Below are 16,409 nucleotides of genomic sequence, written 5' to 3'. Positions count from 1 at the left end.
AAAGTACCCTCTAGCGCACAACCAGCAAGCGCCGAAAGCTATCAAAACAGAAGCACTCTATTAGCATGCCACGCGCGCCCTCCCACATCGCTGCGGCAATGCCAGAATCCTGACACGCCCGCATCCCTGCGACACCTCCCCCAACGCCATCGCCCGCATCCCCCTCTATGGAACACGCCCCCACCTGGCTCACCTACGGCTTCCTGTACCTCACCGCCGCGGTGCTGGCCGTGCCCATTGCCAAGGCGCTGGGCCTGGGTGCCATCATCGGCTACCTGGCGGCGGGCATCGCCATCGGGCCCTGGGGCCTGGGGCTGGTGAGCAATGTGCAGGACATCCTGCACTTCGCTGAATTCGGCGTGGTGCTGATGCTCTTCCTCGTCGGGCTGGAGCTGCAACCGAGCCGCCTGTGGGCGCTGCGCCGCCCCATCTTCGGCACCGGCACTGCGCAGGTGCTGGGCTGTGCGGCCGTGCTGTTTGCGCTGGGTGCCCTTGCCGGCCTGCCCTGGCGCGTGAGCCTGGTGGGCGCCCTGGGCCTGGCGCTGTCCTCCACAGCCATCGCGCTGCAGTCGCTGGCCGAGCGCAACCTCATGCGCACCCAGAGCGGGCAGGCGGGCTTCTCCATCCTGCTGTTCCAGGACGTGGCGGCCATCCCCATACTGGCCCTGCTGCCGGTGCTGGGCGCCGCTGCGGGCGATGGCGCCGGCCACACGCCGGGTGAAGTGGCGCTGGAGGTGCTCAAGATCGTGGGTGTGATCGCCGCCATCATCCTGGGCGGGCGCCTGCTGCTGCGCCCCGTGCTGCGCTGGATCGCCAAGAGCAACACGCCCGAGATCTTCACGGCCGCCGCGCTGCTGCTGGTGGTGGGCATCGCGTATTTGATGGTGATGGTGGGGCTGTCGATGGCGCTGGGCGCCTTTCTGGCCGGCGTGCTGCTGGCCGACAGCGAATACCGGCGCGAGCTCGAGGCCGACATCGAACCCTTCAAGGGCCTGCTGCTCGGGCTGTTTTTCATTGCCGTGGGCATGAGCATCGACTTCGGCGTGATCCTGCGCTCACCCGGCCTCATGGCCGCCATCCTGGTCGGCTTCCTCGCGGCCAAGGCCATCGTCATCTACACCCTGGCCAAGCTCGTCAACATCCCCTACCAGGAGCGCCCGGTGTTCACGCTGCTGCTGGCCCAGGGCGGCGAGTTCGCGTTCGTGGTGTTCCAGGCCGCCGCCGGTGCCAGCGTGTTCCCGGCCGAGACCGCCTCGCTGCTCATCGGCGCGGTGGCGCTGTCGATGCTGATCAGCCCGTTGCTGCTGGTGCTGCTCGACCGCGTGCTGCTGCGCCGCTACGCCAAGCTCAAAACCACGCCCCAGGCTGAAGAAATCTCTGAACCCCAAGAGGCGCCCATCATCATCGCGGGCTTCGGCCGCTACGGCCAGATCGTCTCGCGCGTGCTGCTGGCCCAGGGCCTGCGCACCACCGTGCTGGACCACAGCGTGGACATGCTGGAAGTGGCGCGCACCTTTGGCTACCGCGTGTTCTATGGCGATGCCACGCGGCTGGACCTGCTGCGCATCGCGGGGGCCGAACACGCCCGCATCCTGGTGGTGGCGGTGGACGACGCCGAGCAATCGCTCCAGATCGCCAAGCTGGCACGCGAACATTTCCCCCATCTGCAGGTGGTCGCCCGCGCACGGGACATCTCCCACTGGAACAAGCTGCGCGACCTGGGCGTGACGCTGGTGCAGCGTGAGCTGTTCGAGTCCAGCCTGCAAAGCGCCCACACCGTGCTGGAGCTGATGGGCCTGCCCGCCGCGCAGGCCACCGCCATCACGCAGCGTTTTCGCACCCACAACATCGCACTGGCCGACCGCATGTACCCGCACTACAAAGACCAGGCCAAGTTCATCGCCGTGGCGCGCGAGGGGCGCAACCAGTTGGCAGAGCAAATGGCCAAAGAGCGGCAGGAGAGCGCGGCGATGGGAGCGGCGGGGGGCGCGTACCCCGGCTATGGCGGGCCCGGGAGCCCGGAGAGGGACGACGGGACGGCCAGCGCCGAGGATGTAGACAAAAACAGGCCTTGACACTGATCCATCAAGCGCAAGATGCTATCTATTCAATAGCAAACTGACAATTGCCGCGAGGGGGAGCACGGTCATGCGCGCCCGCAAGCGGTCTTTGCGGCGATGCGCGGCCATCCGGCGAAACCGCGCGATGCGCATTGCGGCGCCACTTGCATGGCTGCCTCTCAAACGATAACTATTCGCATTAGAATACCCACTATTGCCAGCCAGCGTCCCGAAAAGCCACGCGAGCCAGCGCCTTCAGCGTTTGTCCGCCCTCGGCTTTCTCTCCATCGGGACTCCCATGTCTTTTCACCCTCCGCGCGCGGCCCGTTTCTCGCCGCGCTCTTCGCTCGCTCCCTCTTCCTCCCCACACCCCTGGGCCCGCAAGGCCGGGTTGTTTGCCCTGACCCCGCTGACCCTGTGCCTCGCCCAGGCCGCCGTGGCACAGCAGGAAGCCGATGCACCGGCGGCCGCCGCCCAGGTGGCCGCCCCCCAGCTCCAAGAAGTCCGCATCAACGCCAGCACCGAAAAAGACATGGGTTTCGCCCCCGTCGAAGCCCAGACCGCTGGCAAAGCGCCCATGCGCCGGCTGGAGACCCCGCAGTCGGTCAGCGTCGTCACGCGCGAGCAGATGGAGTCGCGCCAGATCGTGAACGTGCAGCAGGCGCTGCAGACCGTGGCGGGCGTGAGCCCCGTGAACTTCGGGCGCCGGGGGTTTGACGACATCAACATCCGTGGCTTTCGCTCCACCGAATCCATCCTGGTTGACGGCCTGGTGCAAAGCCCCGGCATGTGGGCCAAGCTGCAGCCCTACGGCTACGAGCGCTTCGAGGTGCTCAAGGGCACGGCCTCGGTGCTCTACGGCCAGGTGCAGCCTGGCGGCATCGTCAATGCGGTGAGCAAGCGGCCCAAGAAGGACGCGCTCAATGAAGTGGGCGTGGAAGTGGGCAGCTTCGGCCAGCGCACGCTGCAGGCCGATGTGAACCGGCCGCTGTCCGAATCGGGCAAGACGGCGCTGCGCATCAACGCGCAGGTGTCCGACTCCGACGACCCGACGCAGTTCGTCTACCGCAAGGACCGCTGGTTCGCGCCCTCGCTGTCCATCGACCTGGGTGCGCAGACCGACCTGGTGCTGTTTGCCACCTACAGCCGCAGCGAATGGATGCGCCAGCAGGGCATCACGCCGTACGGCACGCTGCTGCCCAACCGCAACGGCACGCTGTCCCGCACGATGTTCACCGGTGACCCTGCCTTTGGCGTGTACGACGTGGAGAGCACCACGCTGGGCTATGCGCTGGAGCACAAGGTGTCCGACGCGACGACCTTCCGCCAGAACGTGCGCTACGAGACCGAGAAGGGCACGGGCAACTTCGTCTCCAACCAGGCGCTGCAGGCCAACCAGCGGCTGCAGAACCGCCAGGCATCGCGCCAATACATGGACTACGACCTGCTGGCCACCGACACCTCAATGCTCACGCGCTTCGAGGCGCTGGGCGCCAAGCACCAGATCGTCACGGGCCTGGACGTGCGCAGCGGCCACAGCCTGCTGGCCAGCCGCACCTGCCGCATCGGCGCGCTGGATTTGTTTGCACCCGTCTACGGCATGCAGGCCGTCTGCCCCACGGCGCTGACCAGCGATGCACCCGCCAAGCTCACCGTGGCCGGTTTGTATGCGCAGGACCAGATCAAGTTCGGCCAAGGCTGGACGGCCCTGGTGGGCCTGCGCCGCGACTGGTCCACCAACGACACCGACAACCGCGTGGCCAATACGCAGACGCGCCAGAAGGACAGCGCCACCACGCTGTCCGCCGGCCTGGTGTATGAGTTCAAGCCCGGCTGGGCCGCGTACGGCAGCTACGGCGAGTCCTTCCTGCCCCAGTCGGGCCTGACGTTTGCGGGCTCGCCTTTCGTGCCCGAGACCGGCAAGCAGTGGGAAGCCGGCGTGAAGTACGAGTCGCCCAATGGCCAGCTCACCGGCGCCCTCGCCGTCTTCGACCTGGTGCGCGAGAACGTGACCACCGCAGACTTGGCGAACACCGGCTTCAGCGTGCAGACGGGTCAGCAGCGCGCCCGCGGCCTGGAGGTGGAGCTGGGTGCAGACATGAAGAACGGCTGGAAGCTGACCAGCGCCTACACCTACACACAGTCCAAGGTCACGCGCGACAACAACGCCGCCATCGTGGGCCTGCCGCTGAACCTCACGCCGCGCCACACCCTCACGGCCTGGGCCACCTACAAGCTGCCAAAGGTCCAGCGCATCACGCTGGGCATGGGCGGGCGCTATGTCAGCGAGCAGATCGGCTCCTACCCGTTCACGCTGCCGTCGTATGTGGTGGCCGATGCGTCCATCAGCTACGCGGGCGACAACTACCGCGTGACGGCCGGCGTGAAGAACGTGTTCAACAAGGCGTACTACGACGGCGCGATCAATGCCAACGTGGTGTCGCCCGCGTTGCCGCGCAGCTTCAACCTGGGCGTGACGTATTTCTTCTGACCGCAGCGCCATCACTCCGCCACCGCCAGCCGACCATGACCAGCCAGCGCACCCTGAACCGCCTTTTTGTCCTGCACTCCTGGGCGGGCATCGTCACGGGGCTGCTCATGTTCATCGTGTGCTTTTCGGGCGCGGTGGTGGTGTTCAAGAACGAGATCGACCTGTGGGCCAACCCGTCGCTGGCGCAGTTGCCACGCTCAGACAAACCTGCCTCGCTCGACGCAGTGCTGACCCAGCTGCACACCCGCTACCCCGGCGCCACGGTGGAGACCATCGCGCTGCCCGATGCGGTCAACCCGAGCTACTTCGCCTTCGTGCGCGAGCGCGGCGCGCCGGCCAGCACGCGGACCAAGGTGGCACTGCGCTCGGACACGGGCGCGGTGGTCGGCCCGGTGGACAGCCAGCTCGGCCAGTACCTGCGCATGCTGCACGTGTTCCTGTTCTTCGGGCCGCGGTGGATCGTGGGCTTTCTGGGCGCAGCCATGCTGGTGCTCATCGTCACGGGCATCGTCATCCACCGCAAGATCCTGGCAGAGCTCTTCACCCAGCGCTGGGGCCGCAGCTTTCGCGTGGTGATGTCCGACCTGCACAAGTCCGCGGGCATCTGGGGTTTGTTCTTTCACATCCTGATCGCGACCACGGGCGCCTGGATGGGCCTGGCGCCGCTGTTCGAGCAGGGCTACAAATACGTGACCACCGCCACCAGCAGCACCTACGCCACCAAAGCCCCCAAGCCTGCGCGTAAAGCCGCAGGCGATGCCGCAGAGCCCGTGCAGATGCAGTCGCTCGAAGCCCTGTACGCCACCGCGCAGCAGGCCGTTCCGGGGCTGGAGGCGCGCTACGTGTCGATGCGCCGCTGGGGTACCGACACGGCCGAGGCCAGCTTCACGGGCAATCTGAGCGACCACCTGGCCAGCACCGCGCGGGTGGACATCAACGCCGCCACCGGCGTGCCCAGGAAGGTGCACGACCCGCGCACGGCGGGCTTCTGGTCGCTGGTCAACGGCCTCATGGAGCCGCTGCACTTCGGCGACTTCGGCGGGCTGGCGCTCAAGTGGCTGTATTTCTTCCTGGGCATGACGCCCGCGTTTTTGTCCATCTCGGGCACGCTGATCTGGCTGGATGCGCGCCAGCAGCGCAGGCGCGAGGCTGAGGCTGCTGGCGGCGGCATCGCGGCGGCGGGCTGATGGCCATTGAACCGGTCACGCTGAGCCTGCCGGGGCACCGCACCAGGCTCAACAGGCTCAACAGGCTCAGCCTGAACGGTACTGAATTCCAGGCCCCCTCGATTCGTTTTTCTCCTTGACCATGCAACGCTTCTTCCTGGCCCTGCACGCCACCACGCCCGCCGCGCTCGTCGTGGCAGTGTTCGTGCATTTGTGGGGGCCCTCCGGCCTGCCCTCGCTGGCACAGCGGCCGGTGTGGGCGACCTGGGTGCTCATAGGAGTGTGGCTGTTGATGTCGGTCGTGAGCGCGTGGGCACTGCGCACGCTCGCGCTGTGGCGGGTGGCGCTGGGCGGTGCGGGCTTGATGCTGGTGGTTGCCGGCGTCGTGGGCCTGGCGCTGGGCAGCGCGCACGCGGTGGGCATGTGCGCCAGCCTGGCCGCCGTGGGCCTGGCGTGCGCTGGCATCGCCGCATTCATCGGGCCGCAGCGGGTGCAAGCCCACCGGCGCAAGGCAGCGCGGCACGCCACCGTGGCCACATCAGGCCCTGCAGCGCACCCGGTCGCTCCCCGTTCGCGCTGGCATCCGCGCGGCTGGAGCCGCTTTGTGGTGCCGGCCCACCTGCCCTTCTGGCTGACAGGCGTGCTGGCGGTGGAGTCGTTCCGCCTGGCCCACATCGTGGCCACCGAGCCCACGCGCTCATCCGGCATGCTGGGCCTACTGCTCGCCTTCTTCATCGCCCTGCCCGCCGCCACGCTGCGCCACTGGGCGCCGCGCACCACCGTGCTGCTGTGGGTGCTGGCCGCGCTGGCATATGGCGGCCTGGCGGCCAAGGCCGGGCTGCTGCAGTGGGTGGTGGCGTCTGCGTTGTGCGCATTGGCAGCCGGGGCCCCACTGCTGTTGCGCGCGCGGCGGGCACTGCGCTGGCGGCAGACGGGCAGTAACGCGCCGCACGCTCCAGCCCCAGCGGCTGACCCACACCCGCCGGAGGCTGCATGAACGAACTCACCGGCCTGTGCGCCGCACTCGCCTCGCTGATGGCCCTGACCTGCTGGGCACGCGCCGTGCCTACCCGTGCATGGGGCGACGGCAGTCCGGCACCCCGCCGCGCCTGGGCCGTGGCGCTGGCCACCATCGTGCTGCAGGTACTGACCGCCACTGCAGCGGCGGGGCTGGCGGCAGGGGTCACCCTGGTGGTCGCCGCGTGGATGGTGCTGGGCTGGCTGCTGGTACTGGCCATGAACCAGTGGCCTACCGCCAGCCTGCAGTGGGCTCGCCGACTGGGCGGGCTGGGCGGCGCGGGCTGTGTGCTGGCACTGGCGTGGCACTTCTTCCAGGCCTGAGCCTTCTTTCTTCAATCAAAAAGGCCGCTACCGCTGGATGGAAAAGCGCAAGCAGCTACTATTTTTACAGCATCACAGTCACGCACTGAATGCTGAGTGCCCACCCGGCCCCACGGCACAATCGCGCCCATGGACCAGTTGCTCGACGCCCCCTGGGTGCACACCCTGCGCTTCTTTCTGGAAGTGGCCGCCACCATCGCGTTTGCACTCTCGGGCGTGATCGCCGCGGCACGCAAGCGGCTCGACGCCGTGGGCGTGTGTGTCGTGGCCTTCGTGGCAGCCTTTGGCGGCGGCACGCTGCGCGACCTGCTGCTGGACCAGCGGCCCTTCTTCTGGATCCGCCACACCGGTTTTGTCTGGGGCATCCTGGCCCTGTGCGTGGGTGCGATGCTGTTCATGCGCCAGCGGCACTTTCAGCCCACTGAGCGCGCCATGTTGCTGCCCGACGCGATTGGCCTCGGCCTTTTCGCGGCGGTGGGCGTGGACATCGCCACCGCCATCGGCATGCCGCCGATCATTGCCGTGATGATGGGCGTGACCACCGGCGTCTTTGGGGGCGTGCTGCGCGACGTGCTGTGCAACGAAGTGCCTCAGGCCTTCAGCGACCACCGCCCCTACGCGCTGTGCGCCTTTGCAGGCGGCTGGGCCGATGTGGCGCTGCGCCAGCTGCAGGCGCCCGACTGGGCTCCGCTCGTGGCCTGCGTGCTGCTCACGGCCGGGCTGCGCGGGCTGGCGCTGTGGCGCAACTGGGAGCTGCCGGCCTGGCGGGTATGACCCACAAAAACCATGGACAGCGGCCGGCGCGCGCTATCCGGCACACTGCCCATGGCACCACCGTGACAGCCCTGCACTGCGTGGGCCTGCACACTGGCCGCAAGGAGCCTTCCCACCATGACCCAGGACCACCCCACGCCCGCACACTTGCGCGCCACCACGATCATCGACAGTGATGCGCCCGCCATCCAGACCTTCGCGGCCGAACACGCACGCGGCGCCACCGACCGCGAACGCGCCGTCGCGCTCTACCTGGCCGTGCGCGACGGCTTTCGCTACGACCCATACCGCATCGACCTCTCGCCCGCAGGGATGACGGCCAGCACTGTGCTGGGCAATGGCTACGGCTGGTGTGTGCCCAAGGCCGCGCTGCTCACCGCCGCATGCCGCGCAGCAGGCATCCCCGCGCGCATGGGCTTTGCCGACGTGCGCAACCACCTCTCCACCGAGCGCATGCGCGAGACCATGAAGACCGATCTCTTCATCTGGCACGGCTACACCGACATCTGGCTCGATGGCCAATGGCGCAAGGCCACGCCGGCCTTCAACATCGAGCTGTGCGACCGCTTCGGGCTGCTGCCGCTCGAGTTCGATGGCGAGAACGATTCGATCTACCACCCGTTTGACAAGACCGGCCAGCGCCACATGGAGTACGTGCAGCAGCGCGGCGCCTTCGACGACATGCCGCTGGCGCAGATCGTTGCAGACTTCCAGGCGGTGTACGGTGGCTGGCTCGAAAGCGCCAGTGGTGGCAGCGGCACCACCAGCGCGCTGCACGGGTCCAGCTTTGAGAGCGACGTGGAGCAGGAGGCCGTGCGATGACGCAAGCCCCTGCGCACAGCGCCTCGGACAACACGCCCCCCGCCGCCAGAGGCCCCGAAATCCCCGAAGGCTTTGTGGTGCTGGCCATGGGCGGACCCTTCATCCGAAATAACGGCCCGCTGTACGTGCGGCGTGAGGGCACCGTGGTGCAGTTTGGTTTTCGCGTGGAGCAACGCCACGTGAACACCATGGGCAACCTGCACGGCGGCATGATGGCCACGTTCTGCGACATACTGCTGCCCCTGTCGGTGCACAGCAAGAGCACTGCCGTGGCGGACCGGTTTCTGCCCACCATCAGCCTGCAGGTTGACTACCTGGCCCCCGCCCGGCTGGGCATGTGGGTGCAGGGCGAGGCCGAGCCACTGCGCATCACACGCTCGCTGGTGTTTGCACAGGGCCTGGTCACTGCGGACGGCGAGCCCTGCGCGCGGGTGAGCGGGGTGTTCAAGATCGGGCCCGTGGGGCCGGCTTAGAGCGGCGAACAAAACTCTTCTGGCGTTGTTGCCGCGTCTTGTCGTATTACTCGTACTGCCTGCGACGCAGCGCCTAGCCAGAACCGCTTCGCTGAGTTTTGTTAGCTGCTCTCAGCGACACCAGCACCCTCAACACACAAGGACCTCCATGACGCCCACGGCCCCCGACCTGCGCACCGAAGTGCAGCACTTCTTCGATGACTTCGTGGCCGCGTTCAGCGCCTTCAGCGGCCCGCGCATCGCCGAGCGCTATGGCGCACCCTATGTGGCCGTGGATGCACGGGGCGCATGGCGGCGCTTCCACACGGACGGCGAAACCGGGGACTACTTCCAGCAGGTGGTCATGCAGTACCACGGCCAGGGCTGCCGCAGTTGCCGCTTTTGCGACCTGGAGGTGCAGGCCCTTGGCCCCAGCGGCGCGCTGGCCACCGTGACCTGGGAGCTGCTGCGCGAGGACGCCAGCGTGCTCAGCACCTGGCGTGAATCGTACACACTGGTGCGCGGCGAGGACGGGCGCCTTGCCGTGGCCGCATCGGTAGACCACGCCGGGTAACAGGTGCGCGTAGCAGGCCCCCCTCAGGCCTGGTGCGCGCTATGCCTGCGGCGCAGCGCCCTTGGCATCGCCCGCAATCCCCAGCACCCCCACCACATGCTCCACAAACCGCGCCAGCTTGGGCAGCTGCCGCCGGTCCGGCGCGTAGACCAGTTGCACCGCGCGCGCTGCGGGCAGGCAGTGCGCCATCACTGCGACCAGCGCGCCGCTGGCGAGGTCGTCGGCCAGCAGCACCTCGGGCTGCATGATCAGCCCCAGGCCGCGCAGCGCGGCCTGGCGCAGGCCGTCGCCCTGGTTGCAGGTCAGGCGGGCATGCTCGGGCCAGAAAAATTCCTCGTTGCCGTCGCGCAGCGTCCATTCCACACGGCGCTGCCACACCGAGTGGCTCAGGCACTGGTGGCGGGCCAGATCGGCCGCGCGCTCGGGCGTGCCGTGGCGCCGTAGGTAGGCCGGCGCAGCGGCAATCACCATGCGGTAGGGGCGCAGCGGGCGGGCCACCAGGCCCTCGTCAGACACTTTGCCGATGCGCACCGCCACGTCAAAGCCCTCGCCCGCCAGGTCCACCACGCTGTCGGTGAGCTGCAGGTCCACGCGCACCTGTTCGTGGCGCTGCAGAAAGTCGGCCACCAGCGGCGCGATGACGTGGTTGCCCAGCGTGAAGGGTGCGCTCACGCGCAGCAGGCCCTGGGGCACGGCGCGGCTGCGTTCCACGGCGGATTCGGCCCAGCGCACCTGCTCGAGCACGCGCTTGCTGTCTTCATAGAACGCAGCGCCCACCTCGGTCAGGCTGTTCTGGCGCGTGCTGCGCTGGAAAAGCCGCGCACCCAGGTGCCCCTCGAGCTGCTGGATGTGTTTGCCCACCATCACGGCGGAGATGCCCAGCTGGCGCGCGGCGGCGGCAAAACTGCCGGCCTCGACCACGGCGGCCATGACCTCCATGTTGCGGAGCTTGTCCATGGCGATTCCTAATCAATGGTTAGTACAAGAATAACTTCAATGTACTTTATACATTGATTGATTCACAAAAGAATCGGGGCTGTCGATTGTTGTTCTTTCTTCAACCCTTCTTTCACTTCAAGGAAATCACCATGTCCAAGATTCTTCTCATCGGCGCCAGCGGCACCATCGGCCAGGCCGTGCAAGCCAACCTGGGCGCACGCCACGACGTGATCACCGTGGGCCGCAACAGCGGCACGCACCGCGCAGACCTGTCTCAGCCCGCGTCGCTGGCTGCGCTGTTTGCCGCGGTCGGCCGGGTGGACGCCATCGTCAACACCGCCGGCAACCTGCACTTTGGGCCCCTCACCGAGATGACGGCTGAGCAGTTCAACCTGGGTTTGCAGGACAAGCTGCTGGGCCAGGTGCAACTGGCGCTGCTGGGCCACAAATACCTGAACGATGGCGGCTCCATCACGCTGATCAGTGGGGTGCTCTCCATCGAGCCCATCCGCAACGGCGCCAACGCCACGGCGGTAAATGCCGCCATTGAAGGCTTCGTGGCCGCCGCTGCCATCGAGCTGCCGCGCGGGCTGCGCATCAACGCCGTGAGCCCCACCATCCTGACGGAGTCGGTGGGGGTGTATGGGCCGTTCTTCCCCGGGTTCGAGCCCGTGCCCGCTGAACGCGCAGCCCGTGCCTACCAGCGCAGCGTGGAGGGCGGGCAGACGGGGCAGGTGTACCGCGTGAATGCCTGATTGCCCCACTGCATTTTGCTATATTTTTAGCAGCAATAAAGCATTACCAATCATGCGCTAGCGGCCATTTTTATTCAAATTTTTGCAACACTCAGGGCCAGGACCTTCTCTACCCCGAGGGGAGGCTCCCGGCGAGGTGCCCCAGCTGGCGCACCGCCTGCTCCAGCTCGCGCGTCCAGGGGCGGGCGATGTTCAGGCGCAGATAGCTCGCGTATTTGGCGGTGGTCGAGAACAGCGCCCCGGGCGTGAAGGCAATGCCCTGCGCCACGGCCAGCCGCAGCAGCGCGAGCGAATCCACGGGCTCGGGCAGTTCCAGCCACAGCCACCATCCACCCGCCGGGCTGTGCACCCGCGTGCCGGCCGGGAAATGCTTGCGCACGGCCTCGGTCGCGCGCGGCGTGGTCTGGGCCAGCCGCTCACGCAGGCGGCGCAGGTGCGGCTGCAGCGCGCCGCTGCGCAGAAACTCGGCCATCACCGCCTGCTCCAGCCATGGGGCCGCGAGCGAGGTGCTGAGCTTGAGCGACTCCATGCGCGCATGCCAACGCCCGCCCGACGTCCAACCCAGCCGGAACGCCGGGGCCAGGCTCTTGCTGCTGCTGCCGCAATAGATCACGCGGCCGTGGCGGTCCCAGGCTTTCACAGGCTGAGGCCGGTGCGGCGTGTGCGAGAGATCGCCGAACACATCGTCCTCGATCAGCGCCAGGTCGTGCTGCTCCACCAGGCGCAGCAGGCGGCGCTTGTTGCGGTCGGGCATCACGTGGCCGAGCGGGTTCTGGAAGTTGGGCATGGCGACCACGGCGCGCACGCCGCCCTGGTGCTCCAGCGCGTACTCCAGCGCTTCCAGGCTCATGCCCTCGCCCGGCGTGCAGGGCAGCTCAATGGCGCGCAGGCCCAGGTTGCCCAGCATCTGCAACAGTCCAAAGTACACCGGCGACTCCACCACCACCGCATCACCCGGCCGGGCCACCGCACGCAGCGCGACGTTGAGGGCCTCGGTGCTGCCATTGGTCACCAGCAGTTCTTCGGGCTGCAGGTCCAGGCCGTAGGTCGCCATCCAACCCACCAGCTCGGTGCGCAGCGCGGGCAGGCCGCTGCCGGTGGGGTAGGTGCCCAGCATCTCGGGCTGGCTGCGCAGCAAGCGCTGGGCGATGCGGGCCAGCGCCTCGGTGGGGTACCACACGGGCGCGGCGTTGGCCAGGTGCAGCCCCCACTGCAGGGGCTGTTGGGTGGTCAGCAAATACAGCTGGGTCATGCGGTGCTCCAGCGACACCAGGCGGTCAAACTCGACCGGCGGCGGGGTGGAGTGCGCGCGGGCCGGTGTGCTGCGTCCGCCCTGCATGTCAACACCAGTCTCCTCTCCGGGCGGCGCGCGTTGGGCGGTGGGCTCCGCGACATACATGCCAGATTTGTGCCGCGCCTGCACGGCGCCCAGGGCCTCCAGGTGGCGGTAGCAGCGCACCACGGTGGCCACGCTCACGCCCTGCGCCGCGGCCAGCGCGCGCACCGACGGCAGGCGCTCGCCCGGCGCATAGCGTTGCTGGGCAATGTCGCGGCGCACCAGCTGTGCAAGTTGCAGGTAACTGTGTTGCAGTACAGATGAAGATTCAGCCATCTGTACAGCATAAACCGTGGGCGGACTGTGCCCGCTTGGGGGGTGGCCTGCGGGCACCATGGCCCCATGACAACGCAGCACCACCCCACCCACCCAGCGCCGGTATTGGCGACCGCCTCGACCCGCGTCGCTGGCACTGTGCCCGCCACCACGGGCCCAGTCCCCGTATTGCCCGCTCCGGCGACCTCCACCCGCTGGATGGCCACGGCCCACGACCTGTTTCCCGCCGTGGTGGCGGGGCTGGTGGCCGTGCTGATCTCCTATGCCGGGCCTTTGCTGCTGGTGCTGCAGGCCGCGCAAGCCGGGCACCTGACGGCGGCGCAGGTCACCTCGTGGGTATGGGCCATCTCCATCGGCGCCGGGGCGTGCGGGCTGTGGATGAGCTGGCGCCAGCGCGTGCCCGTGGTCTGCGCGTGGAACACGCCCGGCGCGGCACTGCTGGCGAGCGCGCTGGTGGCCCTGCCCTACAGCCAAGTGATTGGTGCTTATCTGGTGGCTGCGGCGGCATTGCTGCTGATCGGGTGGACCGGCGTCTTCGACCGGCTGATGGCGCGCATCCCGCGCAGCCTGTGCGCCGCCATGCTGGCGGGCATCCTGCTGCGTTTTGGCGTGGACGCCTTTGGAGCCGCCCGCAGCACGGTGGAGGGCGCGCCTTGGCTGGTGGGCGCCATGTTTGCGGGCTACCTGCTCTTCAAGCAGCGCTCAGCCCGCTATGCCATTGCCCTCACCTTGCTGCTCGGAGTGGCCCTGTGGCAATGGCTGGGTTGGGGGCAGGTGGCCGCGCAACCCGCCGCCAGCGCCCTTGGCACCTCGCCCTCCGCCTGGGGCCTGGCGTTGCCGGTGTGGACCACGCCCGAATTTTCATGGACCGCCATCCTGAGCACCGCCGTACCCCTGGCAGTGCTGTGCCTTACCGGCCAGCAGGTGCCCGGCGTGGCCGTGCTGCGCGCATCAGGCTACACCGCCCACAACAACCAGCTCATCGCAGGCACCTGCCTGGCCAGCCTGCTGCTGGCGCCGTTCGGTGCCCATGGCATCAACCTCGCGGCGATCACGGCCGCCATCTGCACCGGCGAAGAAGCCCACCCGCTGCCCGAAAAGCGCTGGGTGGCCGGCGTGGCCTGCGGTGCGTTCTATCTGCTGCTGGGCAGCTTTGCAGGCGCCATCACCTACGCCTTTGCACAGCTGCCCGCCGCGCTGGTGAGCACCGTGGCCGGCCTGGCACTGCTGGGCGCCATCCAGAACGGACTGATCGGTGCCCTGGCCGAGCCCAGCGAGCGCGAAGCCGCACTCGTCACCTTTGTGGTCACCGCCTCCAACGTGAGCCTGTTGGGCCTGGGCTCGGCCTGCTGGGGGCTGGCGTTGGGGCTGCTGACCTGGTGGACCCTGGGGCGGCGCTGAACAGCCACGCTGGTAGCGCCAGGTCGTAACTGGCGCGGCCAAAGCCAGAGCCCCCGCGCAAGGGCCGTCCCGCCGCGCTGGGGGCGTCCCCCTTTCAGGGGGAAGGCGCGCAGCGACTCAGGGGGTCAGTCCAAACTTGCACCCGATTCCTTGACGACCTTACCCCACTTGATGGACTCGGCCTGGATGAACGCGGCGAACTGCTCGGGCGTCTCGCTATACGTTTCGGCGCCCTGCTCGTTGATCTTCTTTTTCACCTCGGCCTGGTTCAGCACCTTGGCCAGCGCGGTGTTGAGCCTGGCCAGCACCGGTGCGGGCGTGCCAGCAGGCGCGAACATGCCGAACCACGAGGTGGCCTCATAGCCGGGCACGCCAGCTTCGGCGATGGTCGGCACATTGGGCAGCTCGGGCGAGCGCTTGGCCGTGGTCACGGCAATGGGCACCAGCTTGCCACTGCGCACGTGTTGAATGGCCGAGGGCATGTTGTCGAACATGATGCCGATTTGGTTGCCCAGCAGGTCGGTGACGGCCGGGGCGCTGCCCTTGTAGGGCACGTGCACCATGTCCACCTTGGTCAGGCTCTTGAACAGCTCGCCAGACAGGTGGATGGAGCTGCCGTTGCCCGACGAGCCGAAGTTGACCTTGCCCGGGTTGGCCTTGGCGTAGGCGATCAGCTCGGGCACAGTCTTGAAAGGCTGTGCTGGGTTGGCCACCAGCAGGTTGGGCACGTTGGCCACGCGCGAGAGCGGCGCGAAGTCCTTGATGGGATCGAACGGCATCTTCTTGTACAGCGCGGCGTTGATGGCGTGCGTGCCCACCGTGCCCATGAAGAGCGTGTAGCCGTCGGCCGGCGACTTGGCGGCCAGCGCGCCGCCAATGTTGCCGCCGGCCCCGGCGCGGTTGTCCACGATGACCGACTGGCCGAGTTCGGTGGTCAGTGCCTGGCCGATGATGCGGGCCAGGATATCGGTGGTGCCGCCCGCGGCAAAGGGCACGACGATGGTGACGGGCTTGGTGGGGTAGGCCTGGGCCATTGCTGCGCTGCTGCCCAGCAGGCCAGCACCGGCGATGGCGGCAATGCCCGCGCAGGCAGCGGCCGACAGCGCAAAGCGGCGGGTGGTGTGGATGGAACGGGTCATGGTTTGTCTCCTTCAGAAAGGTGGATGAAATGGGTGTCACGAGCGCGGAACCCGCCGCGCCGTGGCCTCAACCGGGCGCCAAGGCCTCCGGGCGAGAACAGGGGGTGCGCCCCTTTCAGGGCTGCAGTGCAAATGCGTTCAGGTGGCTAGACAGGTGCCACGCCGAGCGTGGTACCACCGCACACGTACAACACCTGCCCGGTCACGAAACCGTTGTCGGGCGAGAGGAAGAACAGCGCCGCGCGGGCCACGTCGTCGGGCGTGCCCATGCGGCCCACGGCAATGCTGTTCAGGATGCGCTGCGTCTGCGGCGCGCCGTCGGGGTTGCTCTGGCGGAAGAGTTCGGTGGCAATCGGCCCGGGGCCGATGGCGTTGACGGTGATGCCGTCACGCCCCAGCTCCATGGCCAGCGTGCGCGTCATGCCGATCATCCCGGCCTTGGTGGCCGAATACACGATGCGGTCGCCTTTGCCCAGCGCCGCGCGCGACGACATGTTCACGATGCGGCCCTGGCCGCTCGCGCGCAGGCTGGGCAAAAAGGCTTGCACCAGCAGCATGGGCGCGCGCAGGTGCAGGCCCACCACGTCGTCCAGGTGCGCCGTGGTGGCGGTGTCGATGGTGCCGGGGCGCGTGGCGCCGGCGTTGTTCACCAGCGCCGTGACATTGTGTTTGGCGGCGATCTCGGCCGCGCGATCACGGGTCGATGCCTCGTCGGTCAGGTCGCCCTGGTAGGACGTGAGCAGCGGGTGGCTCCAGCTGGGCAGCAGGTAGTCCAGGTTGACCACGGCGCGGCCCTGGGCCAGCACGGCCTCGGCGATGGCGCGGCCGATGCCGTTGCTGGCGCCGGTGACGACCGTGACGGGAGTGCTTTTATCGATGGCGG

The 16,409-nt window shown here is 68.0% G+C and carries 15 protein-coding genes; 11 read left to right on the top strand and 4 right to left on the bottom strand.

The features are described from left to right. Positions 1–167: 167 nt before the first annotated feature. The 9 genes from kefC (at position 168) to IB243_RS05390 (ending at position 9,680) form a co-directional block, all read left to right on the top strand. Positions 168–2,075, top strand: a complete 1,908-nt coding sequence (gene kefC / locus IB243_RS05430; RefSeq protein WP_192425617.1) for a glutathione-regulated potassium-efflux system protein KefC — start codon at positions 168–170, stop codon at positions 2,073–2,075. Positions 2,076–2,358: 283 nt separating this feature from the next. Then, on the top strand, positions 2,359–4,551 hold the full coding sequence (locus IB243_RS05425; RefSeq protein ID WP_225584761.1) for a TonB-dependent siderophore receptor: 2,193 nt from the start codon (positions 2,359–2,361) through the stop codon (positions 4,549–4,551). Positions 4,552–4,586: 35 nt separating this feature from the next. Continuing rightward, entirely contained in the window at positions 4,587–5,738 is a 1,152-nt protein-coding gene (locus tag IB243_RS05420; RefSeq protein WP_192425615.1) for a PepSY domain-containing protein, read from the top strand. Positions 5,739–5,859: 121 nt separating this feature from the next. Further along, entirely contained in the window at positions 5,860–6,714 is an 855-nt protein-coding gene (locus tag IB243_RS05415) for a hypothetical protein (RefSeq protein WP_192425613.1), read from the top strand. Further along, positions 6,711–7,058, top strand: a complete 348-nt coding sequence (locus IB243_RS05410; RefSeq protein WP_192425611.1) for a hypothetical protein — start codon at positions 6,711–6,713, stop codon at positions 7,056–7,058. Before IB243_RS05415 ends, IB243_RS05410 begins: the two co-directional genes overlap by 4 nt. A 129-nt stretch (positions 7,059–7,187) precedes the next feature. Continuing rightward, positions 7,188–7,832, top strand: a complete 645-nt coding sequence (locus tag IB243_RS05405) for a trimeric intracellular cation channel family protein (RefSeq protein WP_192425609.1) — start codon at positions 7,188–7,190, stop codon at positions 7,830–7,832. Positions 7,833–7,949: 117 nt separating this feature from the next. After that, the gene (locus IB243_RS05400) at positions 7,950–8,654 is read left to right on the top strand and encodes a transglutaminase family protein (RefSeq protein WP_192425607.1); all 705 of its coding nucleotides are present in this window, start codon (positions 7,950–7,952) and stop codon (positions 8,652–8,654) included. After that, positions 8,651–9,127, top strand: a complete 477-nt coding sequence (locus IB243_RS05395; protein WP_192425605.1) for a PaaI family thioesterase — start codon at positions 8,651–8,653, stop codon at positions 9,125–9,127. The genes IB243_RS05400 and IB243_RS05395 overlap by 4 nt, the downstream gene beginning before the upstream one ends. A 148-nt stretch (positions 9,128–9,275) precedes the next feature. Next, complete coding sequence (locus IB243_RS05390; protein WP_192425603.1) at positions 9,276–9,680, top strand: hypothetical protein; 405 nt, start codon at positions 9,276–9,278, stop codon at positions 9,678–9,680. 39 nt (positions 9,681–9,719) lie between these two features. Here the strand turns inward: IB243_RS05390 and IB243_RS05385 are convergent, their stop codons facing one another. After that, positions 9,720–10,637, bottom strand: coding sequence for a LysR family transcriptional regulator (locus IB243_RS05385; RefSeq protein ID WP_192425601.1), 918 nt, complete (start codon positions 10,635–10,637; stop codon positions 9,720–9,722). Between the two features lie 131 nt (positions 10,638–10,768). Between IB243_RS05385 and IB243_RS05380 the strand changes: the two genes are divergently transcribed. Beyond that, entirely contained in the window at positions 10,769–11,374 is a 606-nt protein-coding gene (locus IB243_RS05380; protein ID WP_192425599.1) for a short chain dehydrogenase, read from the top strand. Between the two features lie 109 nt (positions 11,375–11,483). Here the strand turns inward: IB243_RS05380 and IB243_RS05375 are convergent, their stop codons facing one another. Further along, on the bottom strand, positions 11,484–12,986 hold the full coding sequence (locus IB243_RS05375; protein ID WP_192425597.1) for a PLP-dependent aminotransferase family protein: 1,503 nt from the start codon (positions 12,984–12,986) through the stop codon (positions 11,484–11,486). A gap of 66 nt (positions 12,987–13,052) precedes the next feature. On the opposite strand from IB243_RS05375, the gene IB243_RS05370 reads away from it, so the two are divergent. Next, positions 13,053–14,387 carry a benzoate/H(+) symporter BenE family transporter gene (locus IB243_RS05370; RefSeq protein WP_192425595.1) on the top strand — a complete coding sequence of 445 codons (1,335 nt, stop codon included), beginning with the start codon at positions 13,053–13,055 and terminating at the stop codon, positions 14,385–14,387. Positions 14,388–14,512: 125 nt separating this feature from the next. Here the strand turns inward: IB243_RS05370 and IB243_RS05365 are convergent, their stop codons facing one another. Together IB243_RS05365 and IB243_RS05360 are read right to left on the bottom strand one after the other, a co-directional pair. Then, complete coding sequence (locus tag IB243_RS05365; protein WP_192425593.1) at positions 14,513–15,526, bottom strand: tripartite tricarboxylate transporter substrate binding protein; 1,014 nt, start codon at positions 15,524–15,526, stop codon at positions 14,513–14,515. Between the two features lie 146 nt (positions 15,527–15,672). Next, positions 15,673–16,404 carry an SDR family NAD(P)-dependent oxidoreductase gene (locus IB243_RS05360; protein WP_370540328.1) on the bottom strand — a complete coding sequence of 244 codons (732 nt, stop codon included), beginning with the start codon at positions 16,402–16,404 and terminating at the stop codon, positions 15,673–15,675. Between the last annotated feature and the right edge of the window lie 5 nt (positions 16,405–16,409).

This window comes from Acidovorax sp. ACV01 (assembly GCF_014851495.1).
In the GTDB taxonomy this organism is placed as follows: Bacteria; Pseudomonadota; Gammaproteobacteria; order Burkholderiales; family Burkholderiaceae_C; genus Acidovorax; species Acidovorax radicis.
The sequence above is the reverse complement of the archived record's forward strand: the minus strand, read 5'-3'. Positions and strand labels throughout refer to the sequence as shown.

Excerpts from the sequence above, each read along its gene's own strand:
- kefC (WP_192425617.1), top strand. The coding sequence starts at position 168 with ATGGAACACGCCCCCACCTGGCTCACCTACGGCTTCCTGTACCTCACC.
- IB243_RS05425 (WP_225584761.1), top strand. The coding sequence starts at position 2,359 with ATGTCTTTTCACCCTCCGCGCGCGGCCCGTTTCTCGCCGCGCTCTTCG.
- IB243_RS05420 (WP_192425615.1), top strand. The coding sequence starts at position 4,587 with ATGACCAGCCAGCGCACCCTGAACCGCCTTTTTGTCCTGCACTCCTGG.
- IB243_RS05415 (WP_192425613.1), top strand. The coding sequence starts at position 5,860 with ATGCAACGCTTCTTCCTGGCCCTGCACGCCACCACGCCCGCCGCGCTC.
- IB243_RS05410 (WP_192425611.1), top strand. The coding sequence starts at position 6,711 with ATGAACGAACTCACCGGCCTGTGCGCCGCACTCGCCTCGCTGATGGCC.
- IB243_RS05405 (WP_192425609.1), top strand. The coding sequence starts at position 7,188 with ATGGACCAGTTGCTCGACGCCCCCTGGGTGCACACCCTGCGCTTCTTT.
- IB243_RS05400 (WP_192425607.1), top strand. The coding sequence starts at position 7,950 with ATGACCCAGGACCACCCCACGCCCGCACACTTGCGCGCCACCACGATC.
- IB243_RS05395 (WP_192425605.1), top strand. The coding sequence starts at position 8,651 with ATGACGCAAGCCCCTGCGCACAGCGCCTCGGACAACACGCCCCCCGCC.
- IB243_RS05390 (WP_192425603.1), top strand. The coding sequence starts at position 9,276 with ATGACGCCCACGGCCCCCGACCTGCGCACCGAAGTGCAGCACTTCTTC.
- IB243_RS05385 (WP_192425601.1), bottom strand. The coding sequence starts at position 10,637 with ATGGACAAGCTCCGCAACATGGAGGTCATGGCCGCCGTGGTCGAGGCC.
- IB243_RS05380 (WP_192425599.1), top strand. The coding sequence starts at position 10,769 with ATGTCCAAGATTCTTCTCATCGGCGCCAGCGGCACCATCGGCCAGGCC.
- IB243_RS05375 (WP_192425597.1), bottom strand. The coding sequence starts at position 12,986 with ATGGCTGAATCTTCATCTGTACTGCAACACAGTTACCTGCAACTTGCA.
- IB243_RS05370 (WP_192425595.1), top strand. The coding sequence starts at position 13,053 with ATGACAACGCAGCACCACCCCACCCACCCAGCGCCGGTATTGGCGACC.
- IB243_RS05365 (WP_192425593.1), bottom strand. The coding sequence starts at position 15,526 with ATGACCCGTTCCATCCACACCACCCGCCGCTTTGCGCTGTCGGCCGCT.